Origin of the sequence: Methylobacterium sp. 17Sr1-1 (assembly GCF_003173775.1) — a bacterium.
Taxonomy (GTDB): Bacteria; Pseudomonadota; Alphaproteobacteria; order Rhizobiales; family Beijerinckiaceae; genus Methylobacterium.
This window is the reverse complement of the sequence record NZ_CP029552.1, coordinates 524,065-537,713: the sequence shown is the minus strand read 5'-3', so window position 1 is coordinate 537,713 and position 13,649 is coordinate 524,065. Positions and strand designations below refer to the sequence as shown.

General features: G+C 67.9%; 13 protein-coding genes and 1 pseudogene. 13 read left to right on the top strand and 1 reads right to left on the bottom strand.

The window, feature by feature from the left end; translation table 11 throughout:
- The first annotated feature begins 232 nt into the window (after positions 1–232).
- From DK412_RS02485 to DK412_RS02465, 6 genes are all read left to right on the top strand, one after another.
- Positions 233–2,203 (top strand): potassium transporter Kup, encoded by a 1,971-nt coding sequence (locus DK412_RS02485; RefSeq protein ID WP_109970652.1) that lies wholly within the window; start codon positions 233–235, stop codon positions 2,201–2,203.
- Positions 2,204–2,207: 4 nt separating this feature from the next.
- Positions 2,208–3,443: a bifunctional phosphopantothenoylcysteine decarboxylase/phosphopantothenate--cysteine ligase CoaBC gene (gene coaBC / locus DK412_RS02480; RefSeq protein WP_109970651.1), complete on the top strand. Its 1,236-nt coding sequence runs from the start codon at positions 2,208–2,210 to the stop codon at positions 3,441–3,443.
- 80 nt (positions 3,444–3,523) lie between these two features.
- Positions 3,524–3,730, top strand: coding sequence for a hypothetical protein (locus tag DK412_RS02475; RefSeq protein WP_109970650.1), 207 nt, complete (start codon positions 3,524–3,526; stop codon positions 3,728–3,730).
- Positions 3,731–3,912: 182 nt separating this feature from the next.
- Positions 3,913–4,188 carry a hypothetical protein gene (locus DK412_RS29930; RefSeq protein WP_162596077.1) on the top strand — a complete coding sequence of 92 codons (276 nt, stop codon included), beginning with the start codon at positions 3,913–3,915 and terminating at the stop codon, positions 4,186–4,188.
- A 115-nt stretch (positions 4,189–4,303) separates the two neighbouring features.
- On the top strand, positions 4,304–4,579 hold the full coding sequence (locus DK412_RS02470; protein WP_109970649.1) for a hypothetical protein: 276 nt from the start codon (positions 4,304–4,306) through the stop codon (positions 4,577–4,579).
- A gap of 98 nt (positions 4,580–4,677) precedes the next feature.
- Positions 4,678–6,189 (top strand): discoidin domain-containing protein, encoded by a 1,512-nt coding sequence (locus DK412_RS02465; RefSeq protein WP_109970648.1) that lies wholly within the window; start codon positions 4,678–4,680, stop codon positions 6,187–6,189.
- A 23-nt stretch (positions 6,190–6,212) separates the two neighbouring features.
- On the opposite strand, the pseudogene DK412_RS02460 reads toward DK412_RS02465, so the two are convergent.
- Positions 6,213–6,490 (bottom strand): annotated as a pseudogene (locus tag DK412_RS02460) (IS5/IS1182 family transposase); the annotation flags it as partial.
- Positions 6,491–6,698: 208 nt separating this feature from the next.
- Here DK412_RS02460 and DK412_RS02455 point away from each other — a divergent pair.
- The 7 genes from DK412_RS02455 to dxr all read left to right on the top strand — a co-directional run bounded on the left by DK412_RS02455 (position 6,699) and on the right by dxr (position 13,546).
- Positions 6,699–7,748, top strand: a complete 1,050-nt coding sequence (locus DK412_RS02455; RefSeq protein ID WP_093567809.1) for a 30S ribosomal protein S2 — start codon at positions 6,699–6,701, stop codon at positions 7,746–7,748.
- Positions 7,749–7,917: 169 nt separating this feature from the next.
- The gene (tsf, locus tag DK412_RS02450; RefSeq protein ID WP_109970647.1) at positions 7,918–8,841 is read left to right on the top strand and encodes a translation elongation factor Ts; all 924 of its coding nucleotides are present in this window, start codon (positions 7,918–7,920) and stop codon (positions 8,839–8,841) included.
- A gap of 226 nt (positions 8,842–9,067) precedes the next feature.
- Complete coding sequence (gene pyrH / locus DK412_RS02445) at positions 9,068–9,811, top strand: UMP kinase (RefSeq protein ID WP_109970646.1); 744 nt, start codon at positions 9,068–9,070, stop codon at positions 9,809–9,811.
- Positions 9,812–10,055: 244 nt separating this feature from the next.
- Positions 10,056–10,622, top strand: coding sequence for a ribosome recycling factor (frr, locus tag DK412_RS02440; RefSeq protein ID WP_109970645.1), 567 nt, complete (start codon positions 10,056–10,058; stop codon positions 10,620–10,622).
- A gap of 193 nt (positions 10,623–10,815) precedes the next feature.
- A complete protein-coding gene (locus tag DK412_RS02435) occupies positions 10,816–11,523 on the top strand; it encodes an isoprenyl transferase (protein ID WP_245447689.1) in 708 nt (235 codons plus the stop codon).
- Positions 11,523–12,386, top strand: a complete 864-nt coding sequence (locus DK412_RS02430) for a phosphatidate cytidylyltransferase (RefSeq protein ID WP_109970644.1) — start codon at positions 11,523–11,525, stop codon at positions 12,384–12,386. Before DK412_RS02435 ends, DK412_RS02430 begins: the two co-directional genes overlap by 1 nt.
- Entirely contained in the window at positions 12,383–13,546 is a 1,164-nt protein-coding gene (gene dxr, locus DK412_RS02425; protein WP_109970643.1) for a 1-deoxy-D-xylulose-5-phosphate reductoisomerase, read from the top strand. The genes DK412_RS02430 and dxr overlap by 4 nt, the downstream gene beginning before the upstream one ends.
- Positions 13,547–13,649 lie beyond the last annotated feature (103 nt).

Here is a 13,649-nt window from a genome sequence, read left to right as displayed (position 1 = left end):
GCTGACGGAGGGGCAGGCGCGCACCGCCTTGCGCCCCTCCGGGCCCGTGCTACAATCCTGCCACAATCGGGTCCGGCGGACGCGCCGGGCCGCTGACTCTGAATTGCCGCATTTTCTGCGACGAACCGATGCCCACTTCGTCGGAAGATGCTCAAGGATCAGGCCCGCCACCCGGCCCATCAGCGCGCTTGGCGGCCATCCCGGCCGCTCGCGGGCACATCCCCGAACAGACATGACACAGTCAGCCGCACCCACGGGCGGACCCGTCGCGCCGCCCGAATCCCTCACCCCGCCGAGCGGCGGCCCGCCGACCAAGGCGGGCAGCGTCGACGAGGCCGAGGGCCACGGCCACGCCCAGGCGAGCTTCTGGACCCTGTTCCTCGGCTCCGTCGGCGTCGTCTACGGCGATATCGGCACGAGCCCGCTCTACGCCTTCCGCGAGGCGCTCAGCCCCGGCCGGGCCGACGGCGTGCTGACCGGCGAGGAGGTGCTCGGCACCGTCTCTCTGCTGCTCTGGGCGCTCGTGCTGATCGTCACCATCAAGTACGTCCTGCTGCTGCTGCAGATGGACAACAAGGGCGAGGGCGGCATCCTCTCGCTGATGGCGCTCGCCCGCAAGGCGCTCGGCGGCTCGCACATCGTGTTCATGCTCGGCCTGTTCGGCGCCGCCCTGTTCTACGGCGACGCGATCATCACCCCGGCGATCTCGGTCCTGTCGGCGGTGGAGGGCCTGAAGCTCGTCACCCCCGCCCTCGACCACTACGTCCTGCCGATCACCATCGCGATCATCCTGCCGCTGTTCCTGGTCCAGAGCCGGGGCACCGCCAAGATGGCGACGTTCTTCGGCCCGATCATGCTGGTGTGGTTCTCGGTGCTGATGCTGGCAGCGCTGCCGCACATCGCCCGCACGCCGCAGGTGCTGTGGGCGCTCAACCCCTGGCACGCGGTGCATTACCTGCTCGGCCACGGCACCGGGGCGCTGGTGGCCCTCGGCGCGGTCTTCCTGGCGGTGACCGGGGCCGAGGCCCTGTTCGCCGATCTCGGCCATTTCGGCCGCCGGCCGATCCAGACCGCCTGGATCGCCCTCGTCGGCCCGGCGCTCGCGGTCAACTATCTCGGCCAGGCCGCCCTGGTGCTGGCCAATCCCGACGTCACCGATCCGTTCTACCAGCTCGTCCCCGAATGGGGCCTGCTGCCGATGGTGCTGCTCGCGACCGCCGCCACCGTCATCGCCAGCCAGGCGGTGATCACCGGCGCCTTCTCGCTCTCGCGCCAGGCGGTGCAGCTCGGCCTGCTGCCGCGCCTCGAGATCCGCCACACCTCGGAATCGCATTCGGGCCAGATCTACCTGCCGCAGATCAACACGCTCCTGATGCTCGGCGTGGTGATCCTGGTGGTGCTGTTCCGCTCCTCCTCGGCCCTCGCCTCGGCCTACGGCATCGCCGTCACCGGCACGATGCTGATCACCGCCGGCCTCGCCTTCCTGGTGCTGTGGCGGGTGTGGAAGTGGTCGCCCCTCGCCGCCGGCGCCGCGATGGTGCCGTTCATCGCCGTCGAGCTGCTATTCCTGGTCTCGAACCTGCTCAAGGTGTTCGAGGGCGGCTACATGCCGCTGATCCTCGCCGGCTGCCTCGTCGTGCTGATGTGGACCTGGGTGCGCGGCGTCACCATCCTGTTCAACAAGACCCGCAAGACCGACGTGCCGCTGACCGAGCTCGTTGCGATGCTGGAGAAGAGCCCGCCGCACCACGTCCGCGGCACCGCGGTGTTCCTCACCAGCGATCCCGAGACCGCGCCGGCGGCGCTCCTGCACAACCTGAAGCACAACAAGGTGCTGCACGAGAAGAACGTCGTGCTCACCGTCAAGACCATCGACCTGCCGCGCCTCAACGATTCCGACCGGGTCCGGATCGAGCCGATGGGGCCGCATTTCTGGAAGGTCGTGATGAAGTTCGGCTACATGGAATCGCCGAACATCCCGAAGGGCTTGGCGCTCCTGCGCAAGCAGGGCTTCAAGTTCGACATCATGGCGACGTCGTTCTTCCTGTCGCGGCGCTCGATCCGCCCGGCGGCGCAATCCGGCATGCCGCTGTGGCAGGACCGGGTGTTCATCACGCTCGCCCGCAACGCCAACGACGCGACGGACTTCTTCCAGATCCCGACCGGGCGCGTGGTCGAGGTCGGCACCCAGGTCACGGTGTAGACGGATGGGCGCCCTCGACGGCAGACGGATCCTTCTCGTCATCGGGGGCGGCATCGCGGCCTACAAGTCGCTCGACCTGATCCGGCGCCTGCGCGAGCGCGGCGCGTCCGTGCGCTGCGTGCTGACCAAGGGCGCGCAGGAATTCGTCACCCCGCTCGCCGCCGCCTCGCTCAGCGGCCAGCGCGCCCATACCGACCTGTTCGACCGCGCCGACGAGGCCGATATCGGCCACATCAAGCTCGCGCGCGACGCCGACGCCGTGGTGGTGGCGCCGGCCACCGCCAACACGCTCGCCCGCATGGCCGGCGGCCACGCGCCGGACCTCGCCTCGACGGTGCTGCTCGCCACCACCCTGCCGATCCTGATCGCCCCGGCGATGAACGTGCGGATGTGGCTGCACCCGGCGACGCGGCGCAACCTCGCGCTGCTGACGGGCGACGGCGTCGCGGTGGTGGGGCCGAATGTGGGCCGGATGGCCGAGGCCGAGACCGGTCCCGGCCGGATGGCCGAGCCGGACGAGATCGCCGACGCGGTGGAGGCCCTGCTGGGCGCCCCGTCGGTGGACAGGATTCAGGGATCGCGACCGCTCTCGGAACGCCACCTGCTGGTGACGTCCGGGCCGACCCACGAGCCGGTCGACCCGGTGCGCTACCTCGCCAACCGCTCCTCCGGCAAGCAGGGCCACGCCATCGCGGCCGCCGCGGCCGCCGCCGGCGCCCGGGTGACCCTGGTCTCGGGCCCCGTCACCCTGCCCGACCCCCCCGGCGTCACGGTGGTGCGGATCGAGACCGCCCGCGAGATGCTGGCGGCGGTCGAGGCGGCCCTGCCTGCCGATATCGCGGTCTTCGCCGCCGCCGTCGCCGACTGGCGCCCGGCCCGCCTCGGCGAGGAGAAGATCAAGAAGGGGCCGGAGGGCCCCCCTCCCCTCGCGCTCACCGAGAATCCCGACATCCTGGCGACGGTCGCCCGGCGAACGGAGGGACGTCCGCCCCTGGTGGTGGGCTTTGCTGCCGAGACCACCGACGTGATCGCCCATGCCCGGGCCAAGATCGCCCGCAAGGGCTGCGACCTCATCGTCGCCAACGACGTCTCGGCGGCGACCGGCGTGATGGGAGGCGACAGCAACGCGGTCCACCTGATCGGCCGCGACGGCAGCCTCGAGACCTGGCCGAGCCTGCCCAAGGACGAGGTCGCCCGCCGCCTCGTCGCGCGACTCGCCGAGTTGACGCCCTCCCCCTGAGGCAAGATAGCGCCGCTCCCGCAGTGGGCGCCTGCCGATCCGGCCTTATCTCTCCGCCTCCCGCTCCCGGGAGGTCCGCCTTGCCCACCATCCTCGTCGTCACGCTGATCTGCGCCTCCTCCCTGGCGGCACAGGATTGCACCCGCGACACCGCGCAGGACGTCATCACCCACCCCGCCCACTCGCCGCAGGAATGCCTGCTGCTGGGCCCCACCATCGCCGCCGGCTCGGGCCGCGGCACCGAACCGGGGACCTACGTCAAGACCCTGTGCGAGCGGCGGCGCTAGGCCGCAAGGCCCAGGCGCACGCCTTCTCGATACTTGAATGCCCCTTGTCGGCGATGCCCCGGCGAGGAAGAAAGTCCATGAAGCGCGAAGACCTCACGGACACGACCCTCAAGATCGGGGGCGAGAAGAGCTGAACCTGGAAGTACATCCAGTTCGAAGGGATCGATCTGAGTTCACCGCTCATGACGCGGGAGAGCGCCTATGCGGCTCGCCTGCACGGCCTGATCGTGCAGTTGAGCGAGGCACGGGCCACGCCCGAGCCGATCTTTCGCATGATCGAGCGGCTCGCGGAGACGGGCGGCGCCGAGGAAGCGGACCGGACGGTCGCACGCTTCCTCGACTGCAACACTGATACGAAATCCGGAAGATCACTTCCGGATTTCGTATCACCAGCCCGCGCGGCGCCTGAACGAAGCCGATTTCTGCATCACGAAAGCGATCCCGTAGGGATCGCCTGAAGCGATCAGCCGGAAATCGTGTGACACCCTGGCCAGGGTTCGTGCCGCGTATACCGCGCTCCACCACCGGCAGAGGCATGCCGGGTCGAGCAACCCGGCTCCGGCCAGAACCGAGGTGCTGCCTAAGCTCTTCAGGGCCTCGGAGGACCAGGCCCCTTCCGAACAGGCGCGGCTGAGACTCCCGGTCGACGTCGATCCCCCGACCGATCTCAACGAGATCAGGACGATGATGCGCGCGATGCCGATCACGCGCGTCCACCTGCAAGCCTATGGCGGCCGCGAACACAAGGCGGCCCACCACGCCGTGCTCGGAGCGCACGGCTATCAATACGCTTTCGTGAAGGCGAGCCGGCAGGTGAGCAATGTGGTCCAGGGGCCGCTGCGGTGGTGATCGAGGATGGCGCGAGAAGGGCCTCGCGCGCGGGACGATGTGGAGGTATAGCTGCGCCGAGCTAGACCACGGGGTCGATTTCAAATCCGAGGTACTGAATGAGAATCGGCGAATGGGGAAGAAAATGTCTGGCGGACGTCGCCAAACGGTTAAGATCCACTTCCTCGCAACAAAACCGTGATGTATCGGAGTTTCAGCAGCGTAAAAATTTTACAATGAATGCGTCAGTATACAAACACAAGTATAGCGTCCTTGGACTGGCGCGCTGGGAGACGCAAAATATAGCTGAATGGGTCGCTTACTACAAGTACCTTGGCTTCGACCATATTTATCTGTATTGCAATGACGACGATCCAGGCGATCTCTACACGCAAATATCGCCTTATGTAGATGGACCAGATCCCTACGTGACATTTGTTCACTACCCATATCAGGGCCACCAATGGTGGATGTGGATGCATTTCTTTAGAAATTATAAAGATGAAACAGAGTGGGTCGGAATATTCGATGTCGATGAATTTCTAAATCTTCCGGAAGATCGATCTATTGTTAAATTCATGCAAACCCGCTCTGAAAATGCGGACTGCATATATTTTTATTGGACTTTTTTCGGCACTAATGGGTACGAAGAGCAGCCGATTGGGAGCGTATTGCGCAACTACACTCGCCGACAGGATGGACTCGACCCGAATACGAAGACTCTCACGCGAACCGCTTGTATTGATCACGGTCGTCTCAGGCATGAAATGCGCCATGAGGCTGGATTCGTATACCCGAACCATGGCTGGCGACCGCTGACTTCATCGCCTATGCGAATGATCGATGTGCTAGGCAACGATATGTCGAGCTATTACGAGGATTTTCCCGCGCAATTCCAACAAATTACTTCGAGCAAAGAAAATATTGACCGTATTTTTAGAACGGGTGTGCTTCATCATTATGCGTTCAAGGCAAAGTCGCATTTTATGCGCAGGGTGCAGCGGGGCACTAGAGGGAGTCACTCCGCACAGACGATCTGGCAGCAACAGTTCGAGAGCGGTGACTACAAAGGATTCTTGGATAACATAAATGCATATGAAGATAATTCATTGAAAAATATCTGGTCAGAATATTTGCGGAAGGTTAACGATCAGCATTTGATGATCTCGATTCCAAAGGAAGAATTGATCTCGCTAGGTAAGCATGCTCTCCAGAGTTCAATTTGGCCGGTGGATGCAAACGCGAGTCTTGCAGATGCTGCTGCCAAGGCCGTCAACGGTGATCACACAGGAAGCTGCAACGTTCATACGGATTTTGAGCCGAACCCGTGGTGGAAGGTCGATCTCGGCGCCTCGTACACGATCAGCGAAATTCGAATTTATAATCGCGTCGACGTTTCATCTCTGATGGGACGAAATAGATTTTTTACTCTATCAGTTTCGAATGATGATAAGACTTGGAGTACCGTTTACAGGCGAGAGAGCGAAATTCCATTTGGGGGCATAGATGGAAACTACTTTACTTGGCGACCCGACGGGCAGGTCGTGGCGAAGTGGGTGAGGGTTTCGCTCGATTACAATGAGGCTTTGAATCTCGATCAAGTGGAAATCTACGGCAAGCCAGAGACTTAGAGCGCCTAACAGAACCGTTCGATCTAGCTGAGTGTGATGAGGCCGGCAGCGAGGCTTGTGAAGACCTCGTAGATGTCGGCGCGTCGCCCGTAGCGGACCGGCAAGCGCCGGAAGCGATTAAACCAAGCGTGCGATCCGCCACCCATCGGTGGCAGCCCAGTCTCTCGCTGCTCTCGATGCCACGGCATGCGATGCGCGGTACAATCTAACGTGCCCGGCACTCGTGTCGGCGCGGTCGAGCGTCGTAGGCTTTGTCGGCGTGCAGTTTGTCTGGGCGGTGTCGCGGCCGGCCGCGCCGACCGTTGATGGTCACGGCTGCCGCGGCCGGCCGGATCGGCAGATGCCGCGCCCGATCGCACCGCCTTGCCATCCCACCCCCGATCGGATAAAGGCCCGCCCATCCCACACGCGGAGCCGGCCTCATGCCTGAATGAGGCGTTTCCGGTGGCCGGTCGCCTGAAGGCGCCGGTCGCTCCTCCGCGGCGGATGAACCGGAGAGAACACAGACCATGGCCCTTCCCGACTTCACCATGCGCCAGCTGCTCGAGGCCGGCTCGCATTTCGGCCACCAGGCGCACCGCTGGAACCCGAAGATGCAGTCGTACATCTTCGGCACCCGCAACAACATCCACATCATCGACCTCGCCCAGACCGTCCCGGCGCTCGCCCAGGCGCTTCAGGCGGTGAGCGACACCGTCGCCAAGGGCGGCCGGGTGCTGTTCGTCGGCACCAAGCGCCAGGCGGCCGACACCATCGCGGACGCGGCCAAGCGCTCGGCCCAGTACTACGTGAACTCGCGCTGGCTCGGCGGCACGCTGACCAACTGGAAGACCATCTCGGGCTCGATCCAGCGCCTGCGCAAGGTCGACGAGACCCTCGCCGGCGGCGGCCAGGGCCTCACCAAGAAGGAGCGCCTGATGCTGTCCCGCGAGAAGGACAAGCTTGAGAAGGCGCTCGGCGGCATCAAGGACATGGGCGGCGTGCCCGACCTGCTGTTCGTGATCGACACCAATAAGGAGCAGCTGGCGATCAAGGAGGCGAACCGCCTCAAGATCCCGGTGGCGGCCATCGTCGACACCAACTGCAACCCGGACGGCATCACCTACGTGGTCCCGGCCAACGACGATGCCGGCCGCGCCATCGCGCTCTACTGCGACCTCGTCGCCCGCGCGGCGATCGACGGCATCTCGCGCGGCCAGGGCGCGCTCGGCATCGACCTCGGCGAGTCCGAGGAGCCGATGGCCGAGGAGCTCCCGGCGCTCGCCAACGAGCCCGAGGTGGTGCCGGTCGACGTCACCGAGCCGTATGTCGGCGAGCCCTTCGAGCTGCTGGCCGCCCCCCGCGGCGCGCCGGACGACCTGACCAAGCTCACGGGCGTCGGCCCGCAGCTGGTGCAGAAGCTCAACGACGCCGGCATCTACCACTACTGGCAGATCGCCGCGATGTCCCCGGAGGACGTCGCCAAGGTCGACGGCGACCTGAAGCTGAACGGCCGCTTCGAGCGCGACGGCTGGGTGAACCAGGCCCGCGGCTTCGTCGAGGCCGCCGCGGCCGCGTGATCCCGGCACGGATCGCAGGCGGGGCGCGTTAGCGTCCCGCGAACCTGACGCCTTTCAAAAGCCCGGCGCCGCCACGGCGCCGGGCTCCCTTTATCAGCCGACCGGCGCCGCCCCCGCTGCGGCACCGCCCCTCCAGGGGCGCCGGGGCGCCAATCGAGAGGATCCCACGATGGCCAACATCACGGCAGCGATGGTCAAGGAGCTGCGCGAGAAGACCGGCGCGGGCATGATGGACTGCAAGTCGGCCCTCAACGAGACCGCCGGCGACCTCGAGGCGGCCGTGGACTGGCTGCGCAAGAAGGGCCTCGCCAAGGCCGCCAAGAAGGCCGGCCGCGTCGCCGCCGAGGGCCTGGTCGCGGTCGAGTCCGCCGGCCACCACGCCGCGGTGCTCGAGGTGAACTCCGAGACCGACTTCGTCGCCCGCAACGACGGCTTCCAGGCCTTCGTCCGCGAGGCCGCCAAGCTGGCGCTCACCGCCGGCGACAGCATCGAGGCCCTCGAGGCTGCCCGCTTCCCGGGCGCCGAGACGACCGTGAAGGACAAGCTGCAGGAGCTGATCGCCACCATCGGCGAGAACATGACCCTGCGCCGCGTCGCCAAGCTGCAGGTCGAGAAGGGCGTCATCGCGTCCTACGTCCACGGCCAGGTCTCCGAGGGTCTCGGCAAGATCGGCGTGCTCGTCGCCCTCGAATCGGCCGGCGACGTGACGGTCCTGAGCCAGCTCGGCCGCCAGATCGCCATGCACGTCGCAGCGACCAACCCGGTGGCGCTCGACGCCTCGGGCGTCGATGCCGCCACGGTCGAGCGCGAGAGCAACATCCTGCGCGAGAAGAACGCCGGCAAGCCCGACCACGTGATGGCCAAGATCGTCGAGAGCGGCCTGAAGAGCTACTACAAGGAAGTCACCCTCCTCGAGCAGCCCTTCGTGCACGACTCGTCGAAGACGGTCTCGCAGGTGCTCAAGGAGGCCGAGGGCAAGGCCGGCGGTCCGGTCAAGCTCACCGGCTTCGTCCGCTACGGGCTGGGCGACGGCATCGAGAAGGAAGAGGCCCCGGACTTCGCCGCCGAGGTCGCGGCCGCCGCCAAGGGCTGAGCGGCGATTGCCCCCGCATCGCGCGAGGCAAGCATCACAAGAGAGTTGAGGAAGGGGGTCCGCCTTGGCGGGCCCCTTTCTCGTGACCGGCGTCCCGTGCGTTGGACCGCGGATTCCGGTCCGGCGGCGCCTCGACGGGCCGGGATCGACAGGCTAGAACCCGGCCGACTCGTCACGACACTCGACGCCGACAGCCGTCGCCTCGCGGGCGGCCAGAGGAGCGCCCATGCCCGAACACGCCCTGCCGGAGCCAGGCCCGGCCCCCTTCCGCCGCGTGCTGGTGAAGCTTTCCGGCGAGGCGCTGGCGGCGCCCGACGGCTACTGGCTGCACCCGCCGACCCTGGCAGCGCTCGCCGACGACCTCGCCCGGGCGGTGGGCGCAGGCTTCCAGATCGCCCTCGTGGTCGGGGGCGGCAACGTGATCCGCGGCGCCCGCGTCTCGGCCGCCGGCTGGATCGACCGCGCCACGGGTGATTCGCTCGGCATGATGGCGACGGTGATGAACTCGCTGGCGCTCGAGACCGCGCTCAACGCCGCCGGCGTGACCGCCCGCACCATGTCCGCGGTGTCGATGCCGACGATCTGCGAGACCTATGCCCGCCAGCCGGCCCTGCACCACCTCGACAAGGGCCAGGTCGTGGTGCTGGCCGGCGGCACCGGCAACCCGTACTTCACCACCGACACCGCCGCGGTGCTGCGCGCCGCCGAGCTGAAATGCGACGCGGTGCTGAAGGCCACGCAGGTCGACGGCGTCTATTCCGCCGATCCGAAGACCAATCCCGACGCGGTGCGCTACGAGCGCCTGAGCCACGACGAGGCGATCGCCCGCGACCTCAAGGTGATGGACACCGCCGCCTTCGCGCTCGCCCGCGACGGCGGCCTGCCGCTGATCGTCGGCTCGGTCCACGCCCCGAGCTCGGTGACGGCGATCCTCACCGGCGCCGCGCCCTCGACGCTGGTGGCGCCTTAGAGCATTTTCCGACGAAGTGGATACCGGTTCGTCGGAGAAAATTCGACGAAACAGAGACTTAGAGAGCCTTGTGGTTGCAGCGCAATCGTGGAGCGCTCTAAGGCGGCGCCGCACCCGGGCCCCTGCCGCGCCTGACGATTTGCGGCAGGTCGGGTTTTGGTTCATTGAAGCCGGATCAGGGCGGGCCCGGCACGGGCGCGCCCTAATTCCCATTCTCCTCAAAAACGCCTCGGGACGCGCAGGAATGGCCACTCCTCCCCCTTTCGATCTCAACGACATCAAGCGGCGCATGCAGGGCGCGCTGAATTCCCTGAAGCACGACCTCGGTTCGCTGCGCACCGGCCGGGCCACCCCCTCGCTCCTCGACCCGATCCAGGTCGATGCCTACGGCGCCGCGATGTCGATGGCGCAGGTCGCCACCATCAGCGTGCCGGAGCCGCGCCTGCTCAGCGTCTCGGTGTGGGACCGCGGCATGGTCGCGGCGGTCGAGAAGGCGATCCGCGAATCCGACCTCGGCCTCAACCCAATGACGGAAGGCCAGACCATCCGCCTGCGCATCCCCGAGATGAACGAGCAGCGCCGCAAGGAGATGGTCAAGGTCGCGCACAAATACGCCGAGGAGGCCCGCGTCGCGGTCCGCCACGTCCGCCGCGACGGTCTCGACCACCTGAAGAAGCTCGAGAAGGACGGCGCCATCAGCCAGGACGACGAGAAGCGCCAGGCCGACCAGGTGCAGAAGGCGACCGATCAGCACATCGCCGAGGTCGACCAGACCCTGGCGGCCAAGGAGAAGGAGATCATGCAGGTCTGACACGGACCGGCATGACGGAAACGAGCGCGTGGGGAGCGCGGAGCCGGAAGACGGCTCCGCCGGGGTCGGGGCCAGCATGGCAGGCGACAGCGAGACGGTGACCCTGCTGGAGGCAGGCCGGGACCAGTCCCAGGATTACGGCCGCCCGGCGGCCTGCCCCGACCCGACGGGCGGGCCCTCCTCCGGCGGGACGATGCCGCAACACGTCGCCATCATCATGGATGGCAACGGCCGCTGGGCCGCCCGCCGCGGATTGCCGCGGGTCGAGGGCCATCGCCGCGGCGTCGAGGCGGTGCGCCGCGCCGTGCGCTCGGCGATCGACCTGCGCATCCCCTACCTCACCATCTACAGCTTCTCCTCCGAGAACTGGCGCCGGCCCGCCGCCGAGGTGGCGGACCTGATGGGCCTGCTCAAGCTGTTCGTGCGCCGCGACCTCGCCGACCTGCACGCCAACGGCGTCCGGGTGCGGATCATCGGCGAGCGCGACGGCCTGCCGGGCGACATCGCCGGCCTCCTGCGCGAGGCCGAGGAGCGCACCGCCCGCAACACGAAGCTGACCCTCGTGGTGGCGTTCAATTACGGCGGGCGCCAGGAGATCCTGCGCGCGGTCCGCACGCTCGCCGTGGCGGTCGCCGAGGGGCGCCTGGCGCCCGACGCGATCGACGCCGCGGCGCTCACGGGCGCCCTCGACACCGACGGCATCCCCGATCCCGACCTCGTCATCCGCACCTCCGGCGAGCAGCGGGTGTCGAACTTCCTGACCTGGCAGACCGCCTATTCCGAGTTCGTGTTCGTGCCGGATTTCTGGCCCGACTTCGACCACGCCACCTTCCTCGCGGCGATCGGCGAGTTCCAGAACCGCGACCGCCGCTTCGGCGGCCTCAGCGCCCGGGCGGGGTGATGGCGGGCGACGGCACGAAGCTACCCGGGACAGGCCGCCCGGCCTGGCCCGCGACGGAACTCGGCGCCCGCACGGTCTCCGGGATCGTGCTCGGCCTGCTCGTCCTCGGCGCGACGCTGAACGGCGGCTGGATCTTCGCGGTCATCTGGTTCCTCGCCGGCCTCGCGGTGGTGGGCGAGTGGATGGCCATCACCCGCACGGGCCCGCACCGGCCGCTGCTGGCGATCGCGGGCCTCGTCCTCCTCGGCGTCGTGGCGGGAGCGCGGCTCGCCGTGCCGCTGCCCTGGCTCATCGGCGGCGTGATCGCCGGTCTCGCATTGCTGGTGGCCCTCGCCCGGCCGGCCTCGGGGCGGATCTGGGCGCCGGCGAGCCTCGCCTGCGCCCTCGTCGTCGCCCTGGTGCCGGTGCTCCTGCGCGACGATCCGCGCATCGGGCTCGCCGGCCCGCTCTGGCTGTTCGGGGTGGTCTGGACCACCGACATCGCCGCCTACTTCACCGGCCGCACCCTCGGCGGGCCGAAGCTGTGGCCGGCGGTGAGCCCGAAGAAGACCTGGTCGGGCTTCTGCGGCGGCCTTCTCGCCGCGACGGTCGTCGGCGGCACGGTGGCGGCCGGCGCGCGCCATCTCGGCGCCACCGAGGCCCTGTCGATCCCCCTCGCGGCCGGTCTGTCGGCCCTTGGCTCGGTGATGAGCCAGGGCGGCGACCTCGCCGAATCGGCCCTCAAGCGCGCCTACGGCGCCAAGGATTCCGGCCGCCTGATCCCGGGCCATGGCGGCGTGATGGACCGCCTCGACGGCTTCTTCGCCGCGGCCCTCCTCGCCGGCCTCCTGCTCGTCGGCCTCACTCTCACGGGATCGTCATGACCCTCACAGTCTCCGTCCTGGGTGCGACCGGCTCGATCGGACGCTCCACCGCCGACCTGCTCGACCAGCACCGCGACCGCTTCCGGGTCGGCGCCGTGGCGGGCGGCCGCGACGCGCAAGCCCTCGCGCGCGTCGCCCGCGAGCTGAACGCCGACTTCGCGGCGATCGCCGACGCGGATGCCGGTCCGGCCCTGCGCGACGCGCTTGGCGGCTCCGGCATCGCCTGCGGCGCCGGCCCCTCGGCGGTGATCGAGGCGGCGACCCGGGAGGCCGATCTCGTGGTGGCGGCGGTGAGCGGGGCGGCGGGCCTGAGCCCCACCTGCGCGGCGATCCGCCAGGGCCGCACCGTGGCGCTCGCCAACAAGGAGAGTCTGGTCTGCGCCGGCGACGCCTTCATGCGCGACGCGAAGAAGTACGGCGCCCGCATCCTGCCGATGGATTCCGAGCACAACGCGCTCGAACAGTCGATCGGCACCGGCCGGGTCGACGACATCACCCGCATGACCATCACCGCCTCGGGCGGCCCGTTCCGGACCGCGAGCCGCGAGCGGATCGCGGCGGCGAGCGCGGCGGACGCCGCCGCGCACCCGACCTGGTCGATGGGCATGAAGATCAACATCGATTCGGCCACCCTGATGAACAAGGGGCTGGAGCTGATCGAGGCCCACCACCTGTTCGGCATCGAGGCCGAGCGCCTCGATGCCGTGGTGCATCCGCAATCGATCGTCCACGCCCTCGTCACCTGGCGCGACGGCGCGGTGACGGCGGGGCTCTACGTCCCCGACATGCGGGTGCCGATCGCCCATTGCCTCGGCCTCGGCGAGCGCCTGTCGATCGCCCGCGGCAAGCCTCTCGACCTCGCGGCGACCGGCAGCCTCACCTTCGAGCGCCCGGACGAGGAGCGCTTCCCCTGCCTGCGCATCGCCAAGGCCGCGCTCGCCGCCGGCGGCGCCCAGCCGACGGTGATGAACGCGGCGAACGAGATCGCGGTCGCGGCCTTCATCGCCGGAAAGATCGGCTTCTACGACATCGCCGCCCTGGTCGAGCGGGCCTGCGAGCACTTCGCGGCGCGTTTCCCCGCCGCTCCCGCCGACGTCGAGGAGGCGCTCGCCATCGACGACGAGGTGCGCGGCTGGAGCCGGGAGGCCCTGGCCGCCTGACCGGGAGCTTAGCCTTCCGTTAAGTTAACCCTCGGTCGTTTCGCGCTCTGTTCGCCGTCCCCGGGACTCTGTATGAAGGGGGGATCGGCAAGGCGGCCGCGCC

Bases quoted from the DNA above. Each gene is read 5' to 3' on its own strand.
- DK412_RS02485 (WP_109970652.1), top strand. From the start codon at position 233: ATGACACAGTCAGCCGCACCCACGGGCGGACCCGTCGCGCCGCCCGAA.
- coaBC (WP_109970651.1), top strand. From the start codon at position 2,208: ATGGGCGCCCTCGACGGCAGACGGATCCTTCTCGTCATCGGGGGCGGC.
- DK412_RS29930 (WP_162596077.1), top strand. From the start codon at position 3,913: ATGACGCGGGAGAGCGCCTATGCGGCTCGCCTGCACGGCCTGATCGTG.
- DK412_RS02465 (WP_109970648.1), top strand. From the start codon at position 4,678: ATGAGAATCGGCGAATGGGGAAGAAAATGTCTGGCGGACGTCGCCAAA.
- DK412_RS02455 (WP_093567809.1), top strand. From the start codon at position 6,699: ATGGCCCTTCCCGACTTCACCATGCGCCAGCTGCTCGAGGCCGGCTCG.
- tsf (WP_109970647.1), top strand. From the start codon at position 7,918: ATGGCCAACATCACGGCAGCGATGGTCAAGGAGCTGCGCGAGAAGACC.
- pyrH (WP_109970646.1), top strand. From the start codon at position 9,068: ATGCCCGAACACGCCCTGCCGGAGCCAGGCCCGGCCCCCTTCCGCCGC.
- frr (WP_109970645.1), top strand. From the start codon at position 10,056: ATGGCCACTCCTCCCCCTTTCGATCTCAACGACATCAAGCGGCGCATG.
- DK412_RS02435 (WP_245447689.1), top strand. From the start codon at position 10,816: ATGCCGCAACACGTCGCCATCATCATGGATGGCAACGGCCGCTGGGCC.
- DK412_RS02430 (WP_109970644.1), top strand. From the start codon at position 11,523: ATGGCGGGCGACGGCACGAAGCTACCCGGGACAGGCCGCCCGGCCTGG.
- dxr (WP_109970643.1), top strand. From the start codon at position 12,383: ATGACCCTCACAGTCTCCGTCCTGGGTGCGACCGGCTCGATCGGACGC.